This is a genomic window from Vibrio sp. 11986-1-5, assembly GCF_963878025.1.
GTDB lineage: Bacteria > Pseudomonadota > Gammaproteobacteria > Enterobacterales > Vibrionaceae > Vibrio > Vibrio injensis.
In genome coordinates, this window is the sequence record NZ_CAWNVW010000050.1 from 146,125 (window position 1) to 165,835 (window position 19,711).

General features: G+C 43.7%; 16 protein-coding genes. 3 read left to right on the forward strand and 13 right to left on the reverse strand.

Annotated elements, in window-relative coordinates; genetic code table 11:
- Positions 1–9 precede the first annotated feature (9 nt).
- Both fusA and radA read right to left on the reverse strand, forming a co-directional pair.
- A complete protein-coding gene (gene fusA, locus AACS00_RS12220; protein ID WP_072668834.1) occupies positions 10–2,097 on the reverse strand; it encodes an elongation factor G in 2,088 nt (695 codons plus the stop codon).
- A 223-nt stretch (positions 2,098–2,320) separates the two neighbouring features.
- Positions 2,321–3,700 carry a DNA repair protein RadA gene (radA, locus tag AACS00_RS12225; protein WP_072668835.1) on the reverse strand — a complete coding sequence of 460 codons (1,380 nt, stop codon included), beginning with the start codon at positions 3,698–3,700 and terminating at the stop codon, positions 2,321–2,323.
- 151 nt (positions 3,701–3,851) lie between these two features.
- Between radA and AACS00_RS12230 the strand changes: the two genes are divergently transcribed.
- Positions 3,852–6,182 carry a PilZ domain-containing protein gene (locus AACS00_RS12230; RefSeq protein ID WP_072668836.1) on the forward strand — a complete coding sequence of 777 codons (2,331 nt, stop codon included), beginning with the start codon at positions 3,852–3,854 and terminating at the stop codon, positions 6,180–6,182.
- Between the two features lie 78 nt (positions 6,183–6,260).
- On the opposite strand, the gene serB is transcribed toward AACS00_RS12230, so the two are convergent.
- Entirely contained in the window at positions 6,261–7,241 is a 981-nt protein-coding gene (serB, locus tag AACS00_RS12235; RefSeq protein WP_110167594.1) for a phosphoserine phosphatase, read from the reverse strand.
- A 100-nt stretch (positions 7,242–7,341) separates the two neighbouring features.
- Here serB and AACS00_RS12240 point away from each other — a divergent pair, with 100 nt between their 5' ends.
- Positions 7,342–7,953, forward strand: a complete 612-nt coding sequence (locus AACS00_RS12240; RefSeq protein WP_110167595.1) for a YtjB family periplasmic protein — start codon at positions 7,342–7,344, stop codon at positions 7,951–7,953.
- 122 nt (positions 7,954–8,075) lie between these two features.
- Here the strand turns inward: AACS00_RS12240 and deoD are convergent, their stop codons facing one another.
- From deoD to AACS00_RS12285, 9 genes are all read right to left on the reverse strand, one after another.
- A complete protein-coding gene (gene deoD / locus AACS00_RS12245) occupies positions 8,076–8,801 on the reverse strand; it encodes a purine-nucleoside phosphorylase (RefSeq protein WP_072668839.1) in 726 nt (241 codons plus the stop codon).
- A gap of 132 nt (positions 8,802–8,933) precedes the next feature.
- Positions 8,934–10,154 carry a phosphopentomutase gene (locus AACS00_RS12250; RefSeq protein ID WP_110167596.1) on the reverse strand — a complete coding sequence of 407 codons (1,221 nt, stop codon included), beginning with the start codon at positions 10,152–10,154 and terminating at the stop codon, positions 8,934–8,936.
- An 18-nt stretch (positions 10,155–10,172) separates the two neighbouring features.
- Entirely contained in the window at positions 10,173–11,516 is a 1,344-nt protein-coding gene (gene deoA, locus AACS00_RS12255; RefSeq protein WP_110167597.1) for a thymidine phosphorylase, read from the reverse strand.
- A gap of 195 nt (positions 11,517–11,711) precedes the next feature.
- Positions 11,712–12,488 carry a deoxyribose-phosphate aldolase gene (gene deoC / locus AACS00_RS12260; protein WP_072668842.1) on the reverse strand — a complete coding sequence of 259 codons (777 nt, stop codon included), beginning with the start codon at positions 12,486–12,488 and terminating at the stop codon, positions 11,712–11,714.
- A 585-nt stretch (positions 12,489–13,073) separates the two neighbouring features.
- Positions 13,074–14,330, reverse strand: coding sequence for a NupC/NupG family nucleoside CNT transporter (locus AACS00_RS12265; RefSeq protein ID WP_072668843.1), 1,257 nt, complete (start codon positions 14,328–14,330; stop codon positions 13,074–13,076).
- 181 nt (positions 14,331–14,511) lie between these two features.
- Complete coding sequence (locus tag AACS00_RS12270; protein ID WP_110167598.1) at positions 14,512–15,318, reverse strand: TatD family hydrolase; 807 nt, start codon at positions 15,316–15,318, stop codon at positions 14,512–14,514.
- Positions 15,319–15,329: 11 nt separating this feature from the next.
- On the reverse strand, positions 15,330–15,482 hold the full coding sequence (locus AACS00_RS12275; protein ID WP_181397569.1) for a hypothetical protein: 153 nt from the start codon (positions 15,480–15,482) through the stop codon (positions 15,330–15,332).
- Positions 15,483–15,545: 63 nt separating this feature from the next.
- Positions 15,546–16,319, reverse strand: a complete 774-nt coding sequence (yaaA, locus tag AACS00_RS12280; RefSeq protein WP_110167599.1) for a peroxide stress protein YaaA — start codon at positions 16,317–16,319, stop codon at positions 15,546–15,548.
- A 159-nt stretch (positions 16,320–16,478) separates the two neighbouring features.
- Positions 16,479–17,906 carry an alanine/glycine:cation symporter family protein gene (locus AACS00_RS12285; protein ID WP_072668846.1) on the reverse strand — a complete coding sequence of 476 codons (1,428 nt, stop codon included), beginning with the start codon at positions 17,904–17,906 and terminating at the stop codon, positions 16,479–16,481.
- 900 nt (positions 17,907–18,806) lie between these two features.
- Between AACS00_RS12285 and AACS00_RS12290 the strand changes: the two genes are divergently transcribed.
- On the forward strand, positions 18,807–18,986 hold the full coding sequence (locus AACS00_RS12290; RefSeq protein ID WP_004395917.1) for a DUF3545 family protein: 180 nt from the start codon (positions 18,807–18,809) through the stop codon (positions 18,984–18,986).
- A gap of 98 nt (positions 18,987–19,084) precedes the next feature.
- Here the strand turns inward: AACS00_RS12290 and AACS00_RS12295 are convergent, their stop codons facing one another.
- Positions 19,085–19,636 carry a hemerythrin domain-containing protein gene (locus AACS00_RS12295; RefSeq protein ID WP_072668847.1) on the reverse strand — a complete coding sequence of 184 codons (552 nt, stop codon included), beginning with the start codon at positions 19,634–19,636 and terminating at the stop codon, positions 19,085–19,087.
- Positions 19,637–19,711: the final 75 nt, after the last annotated feature.

The following is a 19,711-nucleotide window of genomic DNA, read 5'->3' on the forward strand; positions in this document are numbered from 1 at the left end:
AATGAAGAATTATTTCTTCTCTTTTTTCGCTTTAGCTTCAGCAATAACGGTTTCTGCTACGTTAGCTGGACATGGTGCATAGTGTGAGAACTCCATAGAGAACTGACCACGACCAGATGTCATTGTACGTAGAGAACCGATATAACCAAACATTTCAGATAGTGGGATATCCGCTTTAACACGAACACCAGTCACACCAGCTTCTTGGTCTTTGATCATACCACGACGACGGTTCAAGTCACCGATAACATCACCAACGTGATCGTCTGGAGTGAACACGTCAACTTTCATGATTGGCTCAAGAAGTTGTGGGCCCGCTTTAGGCATTGATTGACGGAATGCACCTTTCGCTGCGATTTCAAATGCGATTGCAGATGAGTCAACGGCGTGGAAACCACCATCAAAAAGTTCAACTTCAACGTCTAAGGTTGGGAAGCCAGCAAGAACACCTTCTTGCATCATACCTGCAAAACCTTTCTCAATCGCTGGCCAGAATTCCTTAGGAACGTTACCACCAACAACAGTTGAAGTGAATTTGAAGCCTGAGTTTGGCTCGCCTGGTTTGATACGGTAATCGATCTTACCAAACTGACCAGAACCACCAGACTGTTTCTTATGCGTGTAGCTATCTTCAACAGCTTTCGTGATCGTTTCACGGTAAGCAACTTGAGGAGCACCAACAATAAGATCAATACCGTGTGTACGCTTAAGGATATCTACTTTGATATCTAGGTGAAGTTCACCCATCCCTTTCAGGATAGTTTCGCCAGTCTCTTCGTCTGACTCAACTTGGAATGATGGATCTTCAGAAACCATTTTACCAAGTGCAACACCTAATTTCTCAGAACCACCTTTATCTTTAGGCGCAACAGCGATAGAGATAACTGGGATTGGGAAAATCATTGGCTCAAGAGTACATTCGTGTTTAGGATCACACAGAGTATGACCTGTTTTCACGTTCTTCATACCAACGATAGCAATGATGTCACCCGCTTGCGCAGAGTCGATTTCATTACGGTCATCAGCGTGCATTTCTACCATGCGGCCAATACGCTCAGTTTTACCTGTCGCACTGTTCAAAATGGTGTCGCCTTTCTTCAGTTTACCTGAGTAAATACGAACGAAGGTTAATGCACCAAAACGGTCATCCATGATCTTAAATGCAAGAGCGCGGAATGGTTCATCAACAGAAACTTTAGCCACTTCGCCAGTTGCTTCACCAGTATCTGGATCAGTTAGCTCTTGTGCATGTACTTCTGTTGGGTTTGGTAGGTAATCTACAACGGCATCAAGGATAAGTTGCATGCCTTTGTTTTTGTACGCTGAACCACAGTAAGTTGGGAAGAAAGCAAGATCACGAGTACCTTTACGGATACAACGTTTGATGTCTTCTAGAGAAGGCTCTTCACCTTCCATGTAAGCCATCATTAGCTCGTCGTCTTGTTCAACAGCCGCTTCAATCAACATTTCACGGTATTCTTCCGCTTGGTCAACTAAATCAGCTGGGATATCTGTTACTTCGTAGTTCTCTGGCAGACCTGAGTCATCCCAGATGTACGCTTTTTGGCTCAGTACATCAACAACACCAGTGAACTCATCTTCACGACCAATTGGTAGTGTCATTACTAGTGGTGTAGCGCCAAGTACATTTTTGATTTGGCCAATAACACGGAAGAAGTCTGCACCCATGCGGTCAAGCTTGTTGACGAAGATAAGACGAGATACTTCTGAGTCGTTCGCGTAACGCCAGTTGGTTTCTGATTGAGGTTCAACACCGCCTGAACCACAGAATACACCGATACCGCCGTCAAGAACTTTTAGAGAACGGTATACTTCAACTGTAAAGTCAACGTGCCCAGGAGTATCGATGATGTTAAAACGGTGGTCTTTCCAGAAACAGGTAGTCGCAGCAGACTGGATTGTGATACCACGTTCAGCTTCTTGATCCATGAAGTCCATGGTTGTAGTACCATCGTGGCTGTCGCCCATTTTATGGATTTTACCAGTCAGCTTAAGGATACGCTCCGTGGTAGTGGTTTTACCCGCATCAACGTGCGCGAAAATACCAATATTTCTGTATTTTGATAAATCTGCCATTGTCTTACTCTGTTAATAAGGTATAAAGTGCGCGCAGAGTATAGCATAATCTGTCAAGACTGATACCCCTGCGATCGCTTGCTGAAAAAAAATAGTCAAGGACTACCTGTTGCTGATGAAATATAGGTGATGCCCACACAAGACGCGAGCAAATATCGATAAAATTTTCCGTTTCATCACACCTAATCTTTCGAAAAACACCTATGCACGATTCACTTTGCCATCACAGCTCATCAAAAGCGGCAATCGCTTCGGAAAGTTTTCGAACACCATGGATTTGCATCCCAGCAATCCCCCCCTTTGGCATATTGGCAATCGGAACAATTGCGCGACTAAATCCATGTTTAAGCGCCTCGTTAAGACGCTCTTGTCCACTTGGTACCGGACGAATTTCTCCGGCTAAACCCACTTCACCAAAAACCACCACATCTTTGGGTAACGGTTTATCACGAAAGCTAGACAGTAGAGCCATTAATAGTGCCAGATCAGCACTAGTCTCAGTGACTTTTACGCCGCCCACTACGTTAACAAACACATCTTGGTCAGCCATTTGCAAACCACCATGCTTATGCAACACAGCCAATAATAAAGAGAGCCTATTTTGCTCTAAACCAACCGCTACACGACGTGGATTTGCCAACTGAGAATAATCGACTAAGGCTTGAATTTCTACTAAAAGCGGACGGGTACCTTCCCAAACCACCATAACCGAACTGCCGGAGGTCGCTTCTTCACCACGCGACAGGAATATCGCAGAAGGGTTACTGACCTCTTTTAATCCCTGCCCAGTCATTGCAAACACGCCCAGTTCGTTTACCGCACCAAAACGGTTTTTATGACTACGAAGGGTACGAAAACGACTATCCGCTCCTCCATCAAGTAAAACCGAACAGTCAATAATATGTTCTAGAACTTTAGGGCCAGCAAGAGTGCCGTCTTTAGTCACATGACCAACGATAAACACCGCAACATTATTTTGTTTGGCATAGCGAGTTAAGGCCGTCGCCGATTCGCGAACCTGAGCGACACTGCCCGGAGAGGATTGCACATCGGCGACGTGCATAACTTGAATCGAGTCGATAACCATAATTCTCGGCTGCTCTTGCTCAGCTATTTGGCAAATCCGATCAACGTTAGTTTCGGAAAGCATTTTCAGGTGTTCTTTGGGTAACCCTAAACGGGCGGCACGCATCGCCACTTGTTGGAGTGATTCTTCTCCCGTGACATAGAGAGTTGGCATCTGCGCAGAAAGTAAACACATGGTCTGTAAGAGTAACGTCGATTTACCAGCGCCAGGGCTGCCGCCAATCAGTATGGCTGCACCTGGCACCACGCCACCACCCAATACTCGATCAAACTCTTTAAAGCCACTGCTAAAACGAGGCACTTCTTGTAAATTGATTTCTGCCAACGTCTGTACACTGGTTTGCGTCGAGTTCCCCGCATAACCAGATAACCGCTCATGGCGCGCAACTTGAGGAGAAGCGGCTAAACGAACTTCAGAAATGGTGTTCCAAGCCCCACATGCATTACATTGACCTTGCCAGCGCGGAAAATCTGCTCCACACTCATTACATACATAGGCTCGCTTTGCTTTAACCATGAATCCTCAATACTTAATCAAAAATGGTCATTTAGGCGCTTTTGCCGTTTTAATACAATAGACAATAGTACCCACATTTTACTTCGGTTAGCGTTAAAGATTAACTGCATGATGCCGATATTGTTCAAGAACCTAACCTTAACAGAAAAGTATGCAGCAATCTGACATTCTCTCTTTCACTGAAAAACTCATTCCGGTCTATCGCTCTCCGGACTTTGAACTCATCCTTGCTCAGATCACGGATGGGCAGCCTGCTTCTGTTAAATTATTGATAAAAATGGAACTCAATCGACTGATGGCGCCGTGTAAAAAAATCATTGATTTGCGCAGCCGAGTCGAGACTGAATGTCGAGAATATGAAATCGACGGTTTGAAACACTGGTTAGATGATATTGCGTTAAATGACTATCAAAAAGGGGTAAAAAAATTTTCTGGTTATACTGAAGGGGTTTGGGAAACCGTTTATAAAGCGCGAATCAGCCAACGTGATAACAGCAAAACCGACCAAGCAACCAATAAAGCTTCCAAAAGCTTCCAAGCTGAGATCATTAAACTGGGCTATGATTTAAAACGCAAAGAAAATCGCCTCAGCCTAAATAGCCAAGTATTGATCACTCTTAATAATCAAGCCATTCATGCAGTAACACTGGATCTCTCGCCTTCAGGAGCAAAGTTTAAAGTACCCGCAGCATTTAACTATAAATCAGGACAAACCTTTAAAGCACAATTCACTGAACTGGAAAAATCGCTCGATATTCCAGGCTTAAATCAACCGATTGAATATCGCATACTGGCTATTGATGATTCTTATGAAAACAATGCGGTGAAATATTTGCGGGCATTACGTCTCACGGACACGACATTAATCGACAAAGTGATCAGTGAATCTTTAGCCAGTAATATTAAAAAGAATCGTCACGATAACCAAGATAAAATCATTCGCGCTCGCACCCGTGGTTATGAGCATGTTTACCTCAAGCATACCTGTCACTTACCGCTGTTTTTTAGTGGTAACCAACTGAAATTAGTATTATTAACAGAAAATAATCGCCCAATTTGGCAATACTGGCATGATGAGCGTAATCAGCAAAGTTTGGGCAGCTTATTTAATAGTGAACGGATGGCTCTTCTCACCCAACCAGGGGTGAGAAATTGCAGTAATGTTCTGTACTCGTTTAAACATGAGTATCAGGATAAAACGTTGTTTTTCTCGATGTTCATGCCTGAAGCTTCAGTAGAGCAACGAAAGCTTTTCTGGCATATCGGTGCCAAAAAAGACAGCTGGAAAGCGTTCCGTTTATCGGTTTTTGAATTATCAGCCGAGGAGCGAGCCGAGTTAGCCAACCATTCCGAAGAATTATTAGAGCACTCCAATCAGCTTACTCACTGCGGTATTTTACAAGAAATTGCTGATATCAGTTCAGCACAAGATTATCTACTGGTAGCCAAACCCGCTCTGCCGGGGAGTGAATTAAATCCTTTTCGTCATAGTCGTCAAGTGATTGGTCAACCGTTAGGCGTGTATTTTGATGCTTGCTCTCGACGTAAAGAACTTCGCTACCGCTTTCGTACCCCCTTACAGCTACAAGATCAGCAGCAAGTATTAGGGGAAGGCTTGAGTGTTGACCTCTCTAAACGTGGATTAAATCTGATTCTTAATGCACCAGTTGCACTCAAGGCCGGTGATAAACTGCAGGTAAACTTTATTGATCTCAAACGCTACGATGAAAAGTTACCTTTGGATGCTTTGCCTTATCAAGTCGTTCGGATTAGTCCTGAAGGACGGCGTTTACAATTAAAAATTGAAGAAACCTCTGCAACTATCAAGAGCATTGCATTCTTTAATTCTCTTATCGAACATAACCAAGACAAATTGTTACCACAAAAAGAGCAACTACCCAGCCCTTCTCTGTTAGAGGGCTTACACGATATGTTGTTAGATAAAATGGTTGGCTCACCCATTTTTGTTGATAAACCCGGAGCGAATTTACGACCACGAGTGATTGGCGTTAATTTTCCACTGCCCGCTCACCTCATGTTATTGGCTAAACTGGGACAAGATGGTTGCTTCTCCCTTGAAGCTATCTTTAAAAACCACACCAATACCCTACTCGCTTCTCCCATGAGACGAATTGATGGCGCAGAGCCTCAGCATCATGAAATCTACATTGCTGTCGTAAAGTTTGCTGACCGTATCCAGTCAGTAGAATCTTGTTTGAAAAGTGAATTTAGTGGCATCAAAGAACGCATTCAATTTATTCGTAGAGCAAGAGAATCTGGGGAGTTCTACGTGTTACGTATTTCAAGTTCACCAGTCTTCGAACCGATGACCACCTTGCTGCGCGAAGATCTTAACCAATTATTATTAGTCAGCTTAAACGATGCCAAAGCTTTAGAAAAAGAACTCAGTGCGATTGTTGGTTATTGTGAATTAACCGATATTACCGAGGAGGTTATCACTCGGCTGGAACTCACAGACTAAGTCAGGGTGCCCAGTTTCTCCGCCAAGCGTTAGTGGGAATCTATCGCCCATAATAAAAAATAGATTCCCATCATGCCTTTAAGGCTGGCTTTTCCAACTGATCTTTTGCTGTTTGATCAGACCCGCTGAAAGAATACACAATACACCGCCTAAACTTGCAAAGCGTACCGCCGTTTGCGCTTTTGCTTCTACTTTAGGTTTCGCATGATAGGCGATGCCTAACCCAGCAACATCCATCATCACTAAGTCATTCGCCCCATCACCCACCGCAACAGTATTATGCAATTCAATATCAAACTGCTGAGCGAGTTTTAGTACAATATCTGCTTTGGTTTGTGCGCCAACGATCTCGCCCTTCACTTCGCCACTCAGTTGGTTATTAATAATTTCTAATTGATTGGACTGCGCATAATCTAGCGATAATAACTGCTGCAGGTGATCCGAAAAATAGGTAAAGCCACCGGACGCTATCGCGGTTTTCCAACCCATCGCTTGTAGAGTGGAGAGTAACTCCGGCAATTCAGGCATCAATGGTAAATCGTTACGTACCTTTTCAAGGATTGCCGCATCTGCGCCTTTGAGTTTCGCGACTCGCTGGCGTAAACTCTGCTCGAAATCCAGCTCACCTTGCATAGCTCGCTCCGTTACCTGAGCGACCTCATCACCCACACCCGCTAGTTTAGCAATCTCATCTATACACTCAATTTGAATCGCTGTGGAGTCCATATCCAAGACGATCAAGCCGGGTTTAGACAGATCAGGCACTTCGTCAATTCGGGCATAATCTACCTGTAATTGCTGTAGAATAGGCTCTAGCACCGTGTCGAGCTCTCCCGCCATTAAAGCGACATCATAATGGCCAACTTTCCATGTATCGACTATCGCTAACTCTTGACCACTCCATTGTTTAATATCGATAAAATGAGCAGGAGTCAGTGGCTGAGCAAACATAATCCAATTAGCATTGGCCTTATCAAGAACGCTACTTTCTCGCGTTTCTGGGTAGCGATTCAGCAACGTCGTATGTTTTCTGATTGAGAGGGGTTTTACCGCATCCATGTTTAGCTTCCTTAACAATAATTCCCTGACGTTACCCTATTGCAATTTAAAAACGCAAGTCTCAATATGAGCGAAATGTCATTTTTTAGGTTTACTGTCTATGGATAGCTCACTGTTTTCATTTCGTGTCGTCGTTCGCAGCTTAACCGTTGTGCTCTTGATGGGCATGTCAGTGTTTACGATTCAAAATAGTGTCGTGATCAGCAAAGGCAATGAGCGTATTCAGGCCAATCAATTAGAAACCTTAACGAAAGTATTAATCAATCAAGCCTCTCTGTCTGCGAGTTCGATGCTGGCAGAACAAGATCAAGAACGATTACTGGCACTCACCAATCAACTTGCTCAAGAACGCTTAGTATTCGATGCAACAATCTATGATGCAGAAGGCGTTAAGTTAGCAGCAAGTGATGAAGCATTAAGTGTGAGGGAAATATTAGGACTCGACACGCCACTACAAACAGCCAGTATCGGTCGCCAACAACTGGTTGAGCCAGTGTTGCATGATGGCAACATTATTGGTTTTGTTCGCTTAACTTTTGAAACGGGCCGAGTAACGGCAATTTCTGATCACCACTATCGAAAAAGTGATCGATATATGTATTTGATGTTATTGATGAGCTTTACTGGCGGGGTTTTGATCACTCTCTTGTTGCGCCGTCAATTTAGACCGAAAGATCAGAAAGTAGAAAATGTGCTACTTAAACACGTTTAGCGATTAAACGATCCGGATCAGTAATGATATCCATCCCGATGAGTAAAGATAAACCGGACTCATCGGGACGAACGACACTGAGCATATCGCATCACCAATATGTTCTGCGTCATAATGAAAGATTAATACCCTGCTTGATCACCAATTAAGATGGAATCTAATGCAATTTCAATCATTTCATTAAAGGTATTTTGGCGCTCTTCAGAAGTGGTTTGCTCACCCGTTTTAATGTGGTCAGAAACCGTACAGATAGCCAATGCTTTTGCGCCATATTCAGCAGCCACACCATAGATACCAGCCGCTTCCATCTCTACGCCAACAATGCCGTATTTATCCATCACATCAAACATGCTTGGATCTGGCGTATAAAACAGCTCTGCAGAAAACAAGTTGCCGACTTTAACATCAACGCCACGCGCTTTTGCCGCTTCTTCTGCCGCTTTGACCATCTTGTAATCGGCAATAGCAGCAAAGTCATGATCCTTAAAACGGATACGATTCACTTTAGAATCCGTGCATGCGCCCATACCAATCACCACATCGCGCAATTTGATATCTTCATTTACTGCACCACAGCTACCGACACGAATGATCTTTTTCACACCGTAATCTTTGATGAGTTCAGTGACGTAAATTGAGCATGAAGGAATACCCATGCCGTGGCCCATCACTGAGACTTTGCGACCTTTGTAGCTGCCCGTAAAGCCGAACATATTACGCACATCACACACCTGAACCACATCATCCAAAAAAGTCTCTGCAATGTATTTCGCGCGTAGTGGGTCGCCAGGCATTAAAACAACGTCAGCGAAATCACCCAGTTGAGCATTAATATGTGGAGTTGCCATGTCTTTTCCTCTTAATCTTGGTGATTGTGTTGCTCAGTCAGTCAAGCAACACAATTGAACAATAGAATTGGCCTTGCTAATAGCAAAACCAATCATAAAATACAGTCTTCTATACCAGCACTGCAGGTGATGTTACAAAAATGATTTTCCGTAATCCATTGGTGAGGTCGAAAAATAACTCGCTAAACTCTGACCAATATCAGCAAAGGTTTCACGGCGACCAAGACTACCCGGCGCGACTTTTTGACCATAGACGATCACCGGAATGTATTCGCGAGTATGATCGGTACCAGGCCAGGTAGGATCGCAGCCATGGTCAGCGGTTAAAATCAGTACATCTTGCTCTTGCATCTGCTCTAGAATTTCTGGCAGACGCTGATCAAAATACTCTAACGCTGCAGCGTAGCCAGCGACATCTCGACGGTGACCGTAAGCAGAATCAAAATCAACAAAGTTAGTGAACACAATCGTATTATCACCAGCCTGTTCAATTTGCTCTAACGTCGCATCAAACAAAGCGGGAATGCCGTTGGCTTTCACTTTTTTACTGATACCACAGTTGGCATAAATGTCGGCTATTTTACCAATTGAGACCACTTCGCCTTGTCGCTCTTCAAGCAGCTTTTGCAGTACTGTTGTCGCCGGTGGCTCTAGAGATAAATCACGGCGGTTACCGGTGCGAGCAAATTGCCCTTTACCTGGACCAGTAAATGGACGGGCGATTACTCGGCCGATGTTATAGCCTTCTAGTTCTTCACGAGCTATCTGGCACAGTTCCAGCAGACGATCCAAACCGAAAGCTTCTTCATGACAAGCGATCTGAAACACTGAATCTGCAGAGGTATAAAAAATAGGCTTACCTGTTGCCATATGCTCTTCACCCAAATCATCAAGAACTTGAGTACCAGAGGCATGACAATTGCCCAGAAAACCATCCAAACCAGCACGCTTTACAATACGGTCGGTCAGTTCAGTTGGAAAACTGTTTTGCTTATCGCTGAAATAGCCCCACTCAAACAGCACTGGCACACCAGCAATTTCCCAATGCCCTGATGGGGTATCTTTACCAGAAGAAAGCTCAGCGGCATGCCCGTAAGCGCCAATAATATCAGCTTGCTGATCCAATCCTGGCGCAAATTGCCCTGTGGCTTCTTTGTGCGCCATCGCTAGACCTAACTTAGAGAGGTTGGGTAAACGTAAAGGCCCTTGACGATCTGCATTGTCCGCTTTGCCTTGTTGGCAATATTCGGCAATGTGACCTAATGTATCAGCGCCAACATCGCCAAATTTTTCAGCGTCTGGAGCGGCACCAATACCGAATGAATCTAATACTAAAACAAATGCTCTTTTCATTACTTTTCCTCGCCGGAGTTACACATCTTCAGGTCGAATTTGACGATAGATTTCCGGAGTTTCTTGATAATTGCCGCCAATCTTAACGGCTTGTTGTAGTGCTTTCGCAGCGGTCTCCCACTGAGCTTCACTGCGGGCATGAATGACCGCCAGTGGTTTATTGCTGTCAGCGATTTCACCTAAGCGAATGAATTGATCAAAACCTACAGCGTAATCAATCGTATCGGTCGCCACTCGGCGTCCGCCGCCCATACTCACGACTGCCATACCAATCGCGCGCGTATCCATGGCAGAAACTACGCCAGTTTGCTGTGCATAAACGGGTTTGATTACCTCGGCTTTTTCTAGATAACGATCGTAATTTTCGACAAAATCATTAGGGCCGCCGAGCCCTGCCACCATTTTTCCAAATCGCTCTGCCGCTTGCCCATTATCAAGCACGGCTTGTAACTTGGTGCGCGCTTCTTGAGGATCTTGAGCTAATTGAGCTAACAATAACATCTCGATGCACGAAGCCATGGTCACTTCGAGTAAACGCGGGTTACGATATTCACCGGTTAAGAAACGAACCGCTTCACGAACTTCTAAGGCATTACCTGCCGATGAAGCCAGTACTTGGTTCATATCCGTTAAAATAGCAGTCGTATTCGTCCCAGCTCCATTCGCCACAGCGACGATGGATTTGGCTAACTCTTCAGAAGCTTGATAAGTGGGCATAAACGCGCCTGAACCGACTTTCACGTCCATCACTAGGGCATCCAAACCAGCAGCGAGTTTTTTCGATAAAATTGACGCTGTAATTAACGAGATATTATCCACCGTAGCGGTAATATCACGAGTCGCATAAACGCGCTTATCCGCTGGAGCTAGATTACCCGTTTGACCGATGATCGCCAAGCCAGCGTGTTTGGTTACCTCACCAAACAGCCCATTACTCGGCATGATATTATAGCCGGGGATAGCTTCTAATTTATCGAGCGTGCCCCCAGTGTGGCCTAAACCTCGCCCAGAGATCATCGGCACATAACCGCCACATGCAGCCACCATAGGGCCAAGCATTAATGACGTCACATCACCAACGCCACCAGTGGAATGTTTATCAACAATCGGGCCATCAAAATTCATGTGTGCCCAATCGATAACCATCCCTGAATCACGCATAGCACAAGTCAGTGCGATACGCTCTGGCATGGTCATTTCTTGAAAATAAATGGCCATCGCAAAGGCAGCAATTTGCCCTTCTGAAACGGTATTATCGGCAACGCCTTGAATGAAAAAGTAAATTTCATCGCGAGTTAATACTTCTCCGTCGCGTTTTCTACGAATAATTTCTTGTGGTAGGAATACATTAGATGTAGACATATAAGCCTCCTAAATGCTTTTGCTCATCTTTCAGGCCCTCTTTAAAATCACATGCCGTAATGGTTAGCACCATTGTTAATTGGACTCACACTTCGTTGTATAAAGTCCTCTGCTTAGTGCTTTGCAGATGCTGAAATTATCGAGGGGAAAAACAAAGTAAGTAATGCTTAGCACTACTTACTTGCTCGTTAATGATTAATAAGCAGTAGGATCAGCTTGTTGATCAGTGACCTCTAACGTATTTAATAAGTTAGTTAACAGGCTCGAAGCGCCAAAGCGATAATGACGGCTGTCAGCCCAACCTTGGCCAAGAATGTCATCCGCCATGGCTAAATATTGCGCTGCATCTTCTGCGGTACGTACGCCACCCGCTGGTTTAAAGCCTACCTGTTGCGCTACACCCATATCACGAATCACTTCTAGCATCATGCGAGCATACTCAGGGGTGGCATTAACGGGTACTTTACCTGTTGACGTTTTGATAAAATCGGCACCGGCTTCAATACTGATTTGTGACGCTTTCTTAATGAGCGCTTCTTCTTTTAATTCGCCCGTTTCGATGATGACTTTCAGTAAAATATCACCACACGCTTGTTTACACTGTTTAACCAGTTCAAAACCAACTTGCTCGTTACCAGCAATCAGTGCGCGATAGGGGAATACCACATCAACTTCATCAGCACCATAAGCAACCGCGGCTTTGGTTTCAGCAACCGCAATCTCTATATCATCATTACCGTGAGGGAAATTAGTCACTGTCGCAATACGAATCTCAGGAGTGCCTTGCTCACGAAGGGTCTTCTTGGCAATAGGGATAAAACGTGGGTAAATACAGATCGCCGCCGTATTCCCTACCGGGCTTTTCGCATCATGACAAAGCTGGATAACTTTAGCGTCCGTATCGTCATCATTTAGCGTGGTTAAATCCATCAGTTTCAGTGCGCGTAGCGCTGCGGCTTTTAAATCGCTCATTTCTATCTCCGATCAATATATTCAATTCATTGACTAACGAGTAAAACATTACTCAACTTAGCCACAAAATGAACGGACTTGGTTCCTTGAAGACTCGGTGTTTTCCACCAATTGCTATCCCTGTCACCGCACAATGCCAATAAGCTTCATGGCATAACCGTCTGTGATTGCGGTATAAAATAACTCCCAAGCAATCACTTGTTAGCAGTGTGTTGTTCTACAATACACTTCTATTACAACCGATCACTCTGATGCTCTGCTGCCCCTTTTCGATAATAAAAACTGTGAATCCATCACTCGTTTCATTATCGCCATATTGGCGGCATATAAAGGCTAATAAGCTGTGATCTACAGTATAACTCTTCGCAACAAAACCCTAGCACAACACTCAGAGCAAACGGTTTGTATCTCAAAATAATCGTTATTATCAATCACGGATGATTTAGCGATTAAGATGTTTTAGCGAACCTTATCGGGTGGAAGACAAGGAAGCACGTTTCTTGGTCAGCAAAACAAAACAACCCCGCAGCAATCTCTTGCTACGGGGTTGTGTTTAGTGGCGTCTATATCGTTTTCTTTACTAAATTAGAAAGAAAGGAATAGGCCAGCAATCGTTGCTGCCATCAAGTTAGATAGCGTACCAGCGATCACAGCTTTAATACCCATACGTGCGATATCACCACGGCGTGAAGGAGCCAAGCTACCCAAACCACCTAGCAAAATTGCAATCGAGGATAAGTTAGCAAAACCACACAATGCAAAAGAGATGATCGCTTTGGTTTTCTCAGTTAACACGACAGGAGCGGCTTCACTTAGGTAAGGTGCAAATTGAGAGTAAGCCACAAATTCGTTAGCTACGGTTTTTAGACCGATGAACTCACCAGCAATCGTTGCTTCTGCCCATGGCACACCCAATAGGAATGCAAGAGGCGCGAAAATCAGACCTAAAATCATCTCTAGTGTCAGCTCAGGCATACCGAACCAACCACCGATACCGCCAAGCATACCGTTGATAAGAGCAATCAAACCAATAAATGCGATCAACATTGCACCAACGTTAAGGGCTAATTGTAAACCTGCTGATGCACCGCCTGCCGCAGCGTCAATCACGTTTGCTGGTTTATCAGCTTCCGCCGCTTCAATACCTTCGATTTGATCAACCGGTTTATCGGTTTCTGGCATGATGATTTTAGCAAACAGTAGACCACCTGGTGCCGCCATGAATGATGCCGCAACTAGGTACTCAATAGGCACGCCCATTGATGCGTAACCCGCTAGTACACCACCAGCAATAGAAGCCAAACCACCACACATTACCGCGAATAATTCAGATTGCGTCATCTTAGGCACAAACGGACGAACCACAAGTGGTGCTTCGGTTTGACCTACGAAAATGTTCGCAGCGGCTGACATAGATTCTGCGCGAGAAGTCCCTAAGGCTTTCTGTAGCGCACCACCTAAAATTCGGATAACCCATTGCATAACGCCTAGGTAGTACAGAACAGAGATCAGTGCAGAGAAGAAGATAAGTGTTGGTAATACGCGAAAAGCAAAGATGAAGCCCCCGCCACCAAATACCTCAAACATTTTACCAGAAACTAGGCCACCGAACATAAACTCAGTACCGTTATTACCATAGTTGATAACATTCGATACTGCGTCAGAGAGACCACGAAGGAGTTCTTGACCCCATGGTACATACAAAATGAATGCGCCAAGGGAAAATTGGATAGCAAAAGCACCACCCACGGTTCTGATATTGATAGCTTTACGGTTTGATGATAGTAATACTGCAATTCCCAGTAAGACAACCATACCGATTAGGCTCATAAACAGGCTCATAGTTTATGGCTTCCTTATAAAGTTAGAAGTTAATTAGGTGTTGGCGTGTGGCAAAATAGAGCTAAAAAGCGAAGCGATTATACTTATCTCAACCACAATAAAATAATGCTTTCCTCACACTTTCTTATAAGATTAATAATCCATTCACATACTTATGTGACACAAATCACTATTGATAGACTTATTTGTTACTCTCATCACGCGCATCGGTGATAGAAAGACCAAATAACGTATGGCTAGTTTGCCAAATGACCGAGGCAACCTGTTCAGGATCGGCCTGATGCAATCTTGCTAATTCCTGTAACACTAAAGGCAGTCGTAAAGGACGATTAATTTGACCTTGATAGCCCAATAGCGGCATATCTGGAGCATCCGTTTCAAGGACTAAGTCGGCCATCGATACCGAAGCGATTGCCTGACGCGTTTTATTGGCTCTAGGGTACGTAATCACGCCACCGACGCCCAATTTAAATCCTAAATCAATAAACTGCTTAGCTTCCTGGTAACTACCTGAAAAGGCGTGCAACACACCACCTTGGACAAATTTCATCTGCTTTATTATCTGAATGATGCGTTGATGAGTTTTTCGACTATGGAGGATGATTGGCTTCTGAAAAGTCTGAGCGATGGAAAGCTGTCCAATCAATAGGGCTTCTTGACGCTCTGCGGGTTGATCAATCAACGCATCTAAACCACATTCACCAATCGCCACGCAGGCGTGCTGAGCAACCGAAAGCCTATCCTCTAATTGTTGTAATAATTGGGCAGGCGTCGATAAAGGAATAAAATGAGGGTGAATGCCAAGCGCATAGTGTAAGCCATCTGAGTACTGCGCAACCAGTTGTTCAATACTCACCCAGCTATCCGGACTTGTCGAGGGGATGAGAAAACACTCAACGCCTTGCGCCTTAGCTTGAGCTAAATCATTAGACAATGTCTGTTCAAAAGCGGGCAAGTCTAAATGACAGTGTGTATCAAATAATCGCACAGTACAGCACCTTAGGAACGCGATTCGGATGCATCATCGCACTCAGTATGATGCAATGGATCCGTTCGATATGCGACACAACTGCGCTTTTGTTCAGGTGTTAAGCCCATCCGTTGACACCATGCATCGTAGCGAGCCAGCGCCTGTTTAAACCATTGCCACATGGCGACATCCTCTCAAACGTTTGTTGTCAGTATCATCAATTATTCCACAAAACTCTCGTGGCGTTATTGCTCTTCACGCTTAAATACCAGCTCGGTAGGACTAGACTCTTGAGGCACAAAATAATAACCAGCAGTGGTAAAATGGGTCAATTGTTCAACCGAGTTGACTTGGTTATCAATAATATAACGTGCCATCATGCCACGAGCTTTTTTAGCATAAAAACTGATCACTTTATATTGTCCGTTTTTGGCATCTTTAAAAATTGGCGTGATCACTTGTGCATCAAGCTGATTGGTTTTCACCGCTTTAAAATATTCATTTGACGCCAAATTGATCAGTACATTATCACCTTGCGCTTCAATCGCTTGATTCAGCTTATCGGTAATAATGCTGCCCCAAAACTGATACAAATTACTACCACGAGGATTCGCCAGTTTAGTGCCCATTTCTAAACGATAAGGCTGCATTAAATCGAGCGGTTTAAGTAAGCCATACAAACCAGATAGCATGCGTAAATGCTGCTGAGCAAAACGCAAACTCTCTTCAGATAAGCTTTGCGCATCAAGCCCCGTATAAACATCGCCTTTAAAAGCAAAGATCGCTTGACGTGCATTATCCAAAGTAAACTGCTCACTCCACTGCGTAAAACGAGCGACATTCAATCCAGCAATCGCATCACTGACTTTCATTAATGCGGCAATATCGTCAGGAGTTAACTGGCGACAGACATCAATCAGCAGCTTGGAATGCTCGATTAATTCCGGTTGAGAGTGATTTTGGCTTGGCAAAGGTGATTCATAATCAAGAGTTTTAGCAGGAGACACCACAATCAGCATTGTTCTATCCTAATATCGTTGACTTAGAGAGTTGAATCGTTAGGTTAACAAAAAAAGCCACACATTGTCTGCATGGCTTTTTCTATCTTATTCATTGAGCCTAACGATAGGCTTAACCACTTTCAATGGCAAACCATCATAAAGGGTAATTCTTAACGATTATTTGCTTTTGCTATCCCAAATCCCGTCTTCTAGCTGAGATTTTAGTTCTGGATAATCGTTGGCATCAAAGGTTGGTAACTTGCCGGATTTCAGTTGACGGTTATAGTCTTTCGCTAATTTAACCACCGTTCCAGAGAGCAGCAAAATGGCAATTAAGTTGACGATAGCCATCAATCCCATTGTCACGTCCGCCATCGACCAAACGGTAGGTAATGTCGCCAGTGAACCGAACATCACCATACCTAAGACGATCATTCGAAAAACCACCAAGCCTTTCTTATTATTATGCTCAAGGAAAATCAGGTTAGTTTCAGCATAAGAATAATTGGCAATAATAGAGGTAAAGGCGAAGAAGAAAATCGCTAAAGCAATAAAAATGCTGCCCCAATCTCCCACTTGTGAACTCAATGCACGCTGAGTCAGCTCAATACCGGTAATTTCACCATGCGGAACGTATTCTCCAGACATCAAAATAATTGCTACCGTTGCTGAACAAATCACTATGGTATCAACGAAAACACCCAACATCTGAACATAGCCTTGTGAGGCTGGATGCGGCGGATAAGGCGTAGCAGAAGCAGCAGCGTTAGGCGCCGAGCCCATACCTGCTTCATTAGAGAATAAACCGCGTTTCACCCCATGAATCATTGCTTGAGCAATCGCATAGCCTAGACCACCAGCCGCCGCTTGCTCTAAACCAAACGCGCTTCTAAATACTAAGCTCAGTACTGAAGGTAACTTTTCGATGTTTAGAATCATCACAACCATAGCAATCAAAATATAAGCTAAGGCCATGATCGGTACAATCAGCTCGGCGGTACGAGCAATCTTGCGAATCCCACCAAAAATCACAAACGAAGAGATTAAAACGATCGCGATGCCAACATAAAGAGGATCAAAACCAAAAGCGGTGTGCATCGCACTGGAAATCGAATTGGCTTGTACTGCATTGAACACTAGACCGAATGCGATGATAAGGAAGATAGAAAACAGCACGCCCATCCAACGCATGCCTAGGCCTTTTTCCATGTAATAGGCGGGACCACCACGATAGTTTCCATCTCTATCACGGGTTTTATACAGCTGAGCCAGAGTACTTTCCGCGAAAGAAGTCGCCATACCGAGCATTGCCGTCATCCACATCCAAAAGATGGCTCCTGGGCCACCTAGTGTTAAAGCCACAGCGACACCAGCCATATTACCGGTACCAACACGAGCAGCTAAACTGGTGCATAAGGCTTGAAAAGAAGAAATACCAGATTGATCTGATTTGCGGCTATTTTTCAATACACTGAACATATGACCGAAATGACGAAACTGGATGAACCCTAAACGGACCGTGAAGTAAATCCCTACCCCGACTAAAAGATAAACGAGAATCGAACCCCAAAGCAGGTCGTTCATTAAATTAATTAAGTCTGTCACAAGAACCTCTCTTAGAATGTGTGTTGAGTTGACCAGCCGATCAGCACGAAAAGGTGAATGGGCATCCCGGAAAATTATTAGCGTTATGGGATCCATTAAGCGTGATTCAACACTTTTTAGGTCGTTAAAATAATGCAGTAAATTTTTTGACGGGCGGATAATGCTACCTGAATCAGCAAAAATCAATATGCAACAATACTCATTTTTATGTTATTTTTTACTATAAAGTCACCATTCATTAACACAAGCTCGACCATTACCCCCCAATAAAACAAATAAAAAACAAACAAAATGCTAACAATACAGAATAAAAAATCTGCACAAACTGCTTGTTGCATAATCCTAATCTCATCGGCTGAGAATCTCGCTATCACAGTGCATGACAGAAATTTTTGTCAGTAAAATGTCATAAAACACAACCAAGTGAGCAATAAATCATCGATGGGTAAATCAAAGACGTTGAATGTAACGTTTCATTAACAAGACATTTTTGACAATAAAAACGTTTGCGCGAATCGATTGCGCATTTTTTGCACAGAAAAAAGTTCAAAAATGTGAAAGAACAGAGAAAAAAAGCGCTTCAATCGACAAAAAGTCATAAATGAGAAATGAATCATGGCTAAGATTAAGTTTCATATGCTATACCCAAATCGCAGTGAAATGCAGCACAGGCTTACCGCATCAAAACAACCAATGGTTGAGATAATGTATTAATTCTGGCGCTGTAACTTCAAGCAGGAAGGGAATATCTAGCATGATGTTTACGATGTAGGCCCAACCCACAGGATACCTGCGATAAATGCCGTCCGCAGTGCTCTTCAATGAACGAGTATCTCATCAGCGAAGTTATGGCAGTATGTGGTGGAGAGGGATAATGACTAATGACAATGAGGCTTGCTTATGGATGACTTGCACTTTGATCAACTACTCGACATGGAAATGACCAAGATTCGCGCTAGCCGCAGCAAACCAGTAAAACGAATGTGGAGAGAGATTGAAGCAATACGAGATAAAAAACGCCTAGAGAAAGAGCTGCTTGATATGGATGTCTGCTTAGATCTCGATAGCATAAAGCTATAAAAATAAACCACATCAAAAGTAAAGAGCACCGAATCATTCGGCGCTCTTTATTCATGACTACTCATACAGTCTATCTTGATGATCAATTACAGCATGGATCATATACATTCAAATTCACTTTGTCTGACACGCCGAGCCAATTGAGTAAATTGCTCAGCAATGGTTTCACCAAATACAGGATCATCTTCGTGTCCACTCCAGATAGACTCAACCTGTTGCCAGTCTGAAACAGTGAATGCATTCTCTATCAATGGAAAAACCGCCCGCTCTTCTAGATCTAAATGATGCTGCTGCTGTTCAATAAAATCGCTCAACTTTTCGATGAAAACATCTTGTGGTACGACCGCATCTTGTAAAATCATTTCTACGATCAACAAAAATGCTTGAGTCTGCTCAGCCAGCAAATCGTGCTCTTGCTGCAAATCTTCTACAATCGGAGCCATGGAGTAGTGCTGCTGATAGTAATGATAAAGGATATTCTCTTTTGGATGATGGACAGATTGAGAATGAATCCCTAAATAATCAACAATCTCCTTAATAAGACTGTAGTTGATCAGTTGCTCGCTATTGAGCAACTGTAGCTTTTCACGCAGTATGGCTAACAGACGAACCATATAACCATGTTCGCGACGGATCCTTTCTAACATCATGATGAGCCTCCCTGACAGATCATTAACCAATAATGGCCTTTGGTTTGACTGTTAATTATAGCTCAAAAAACAACC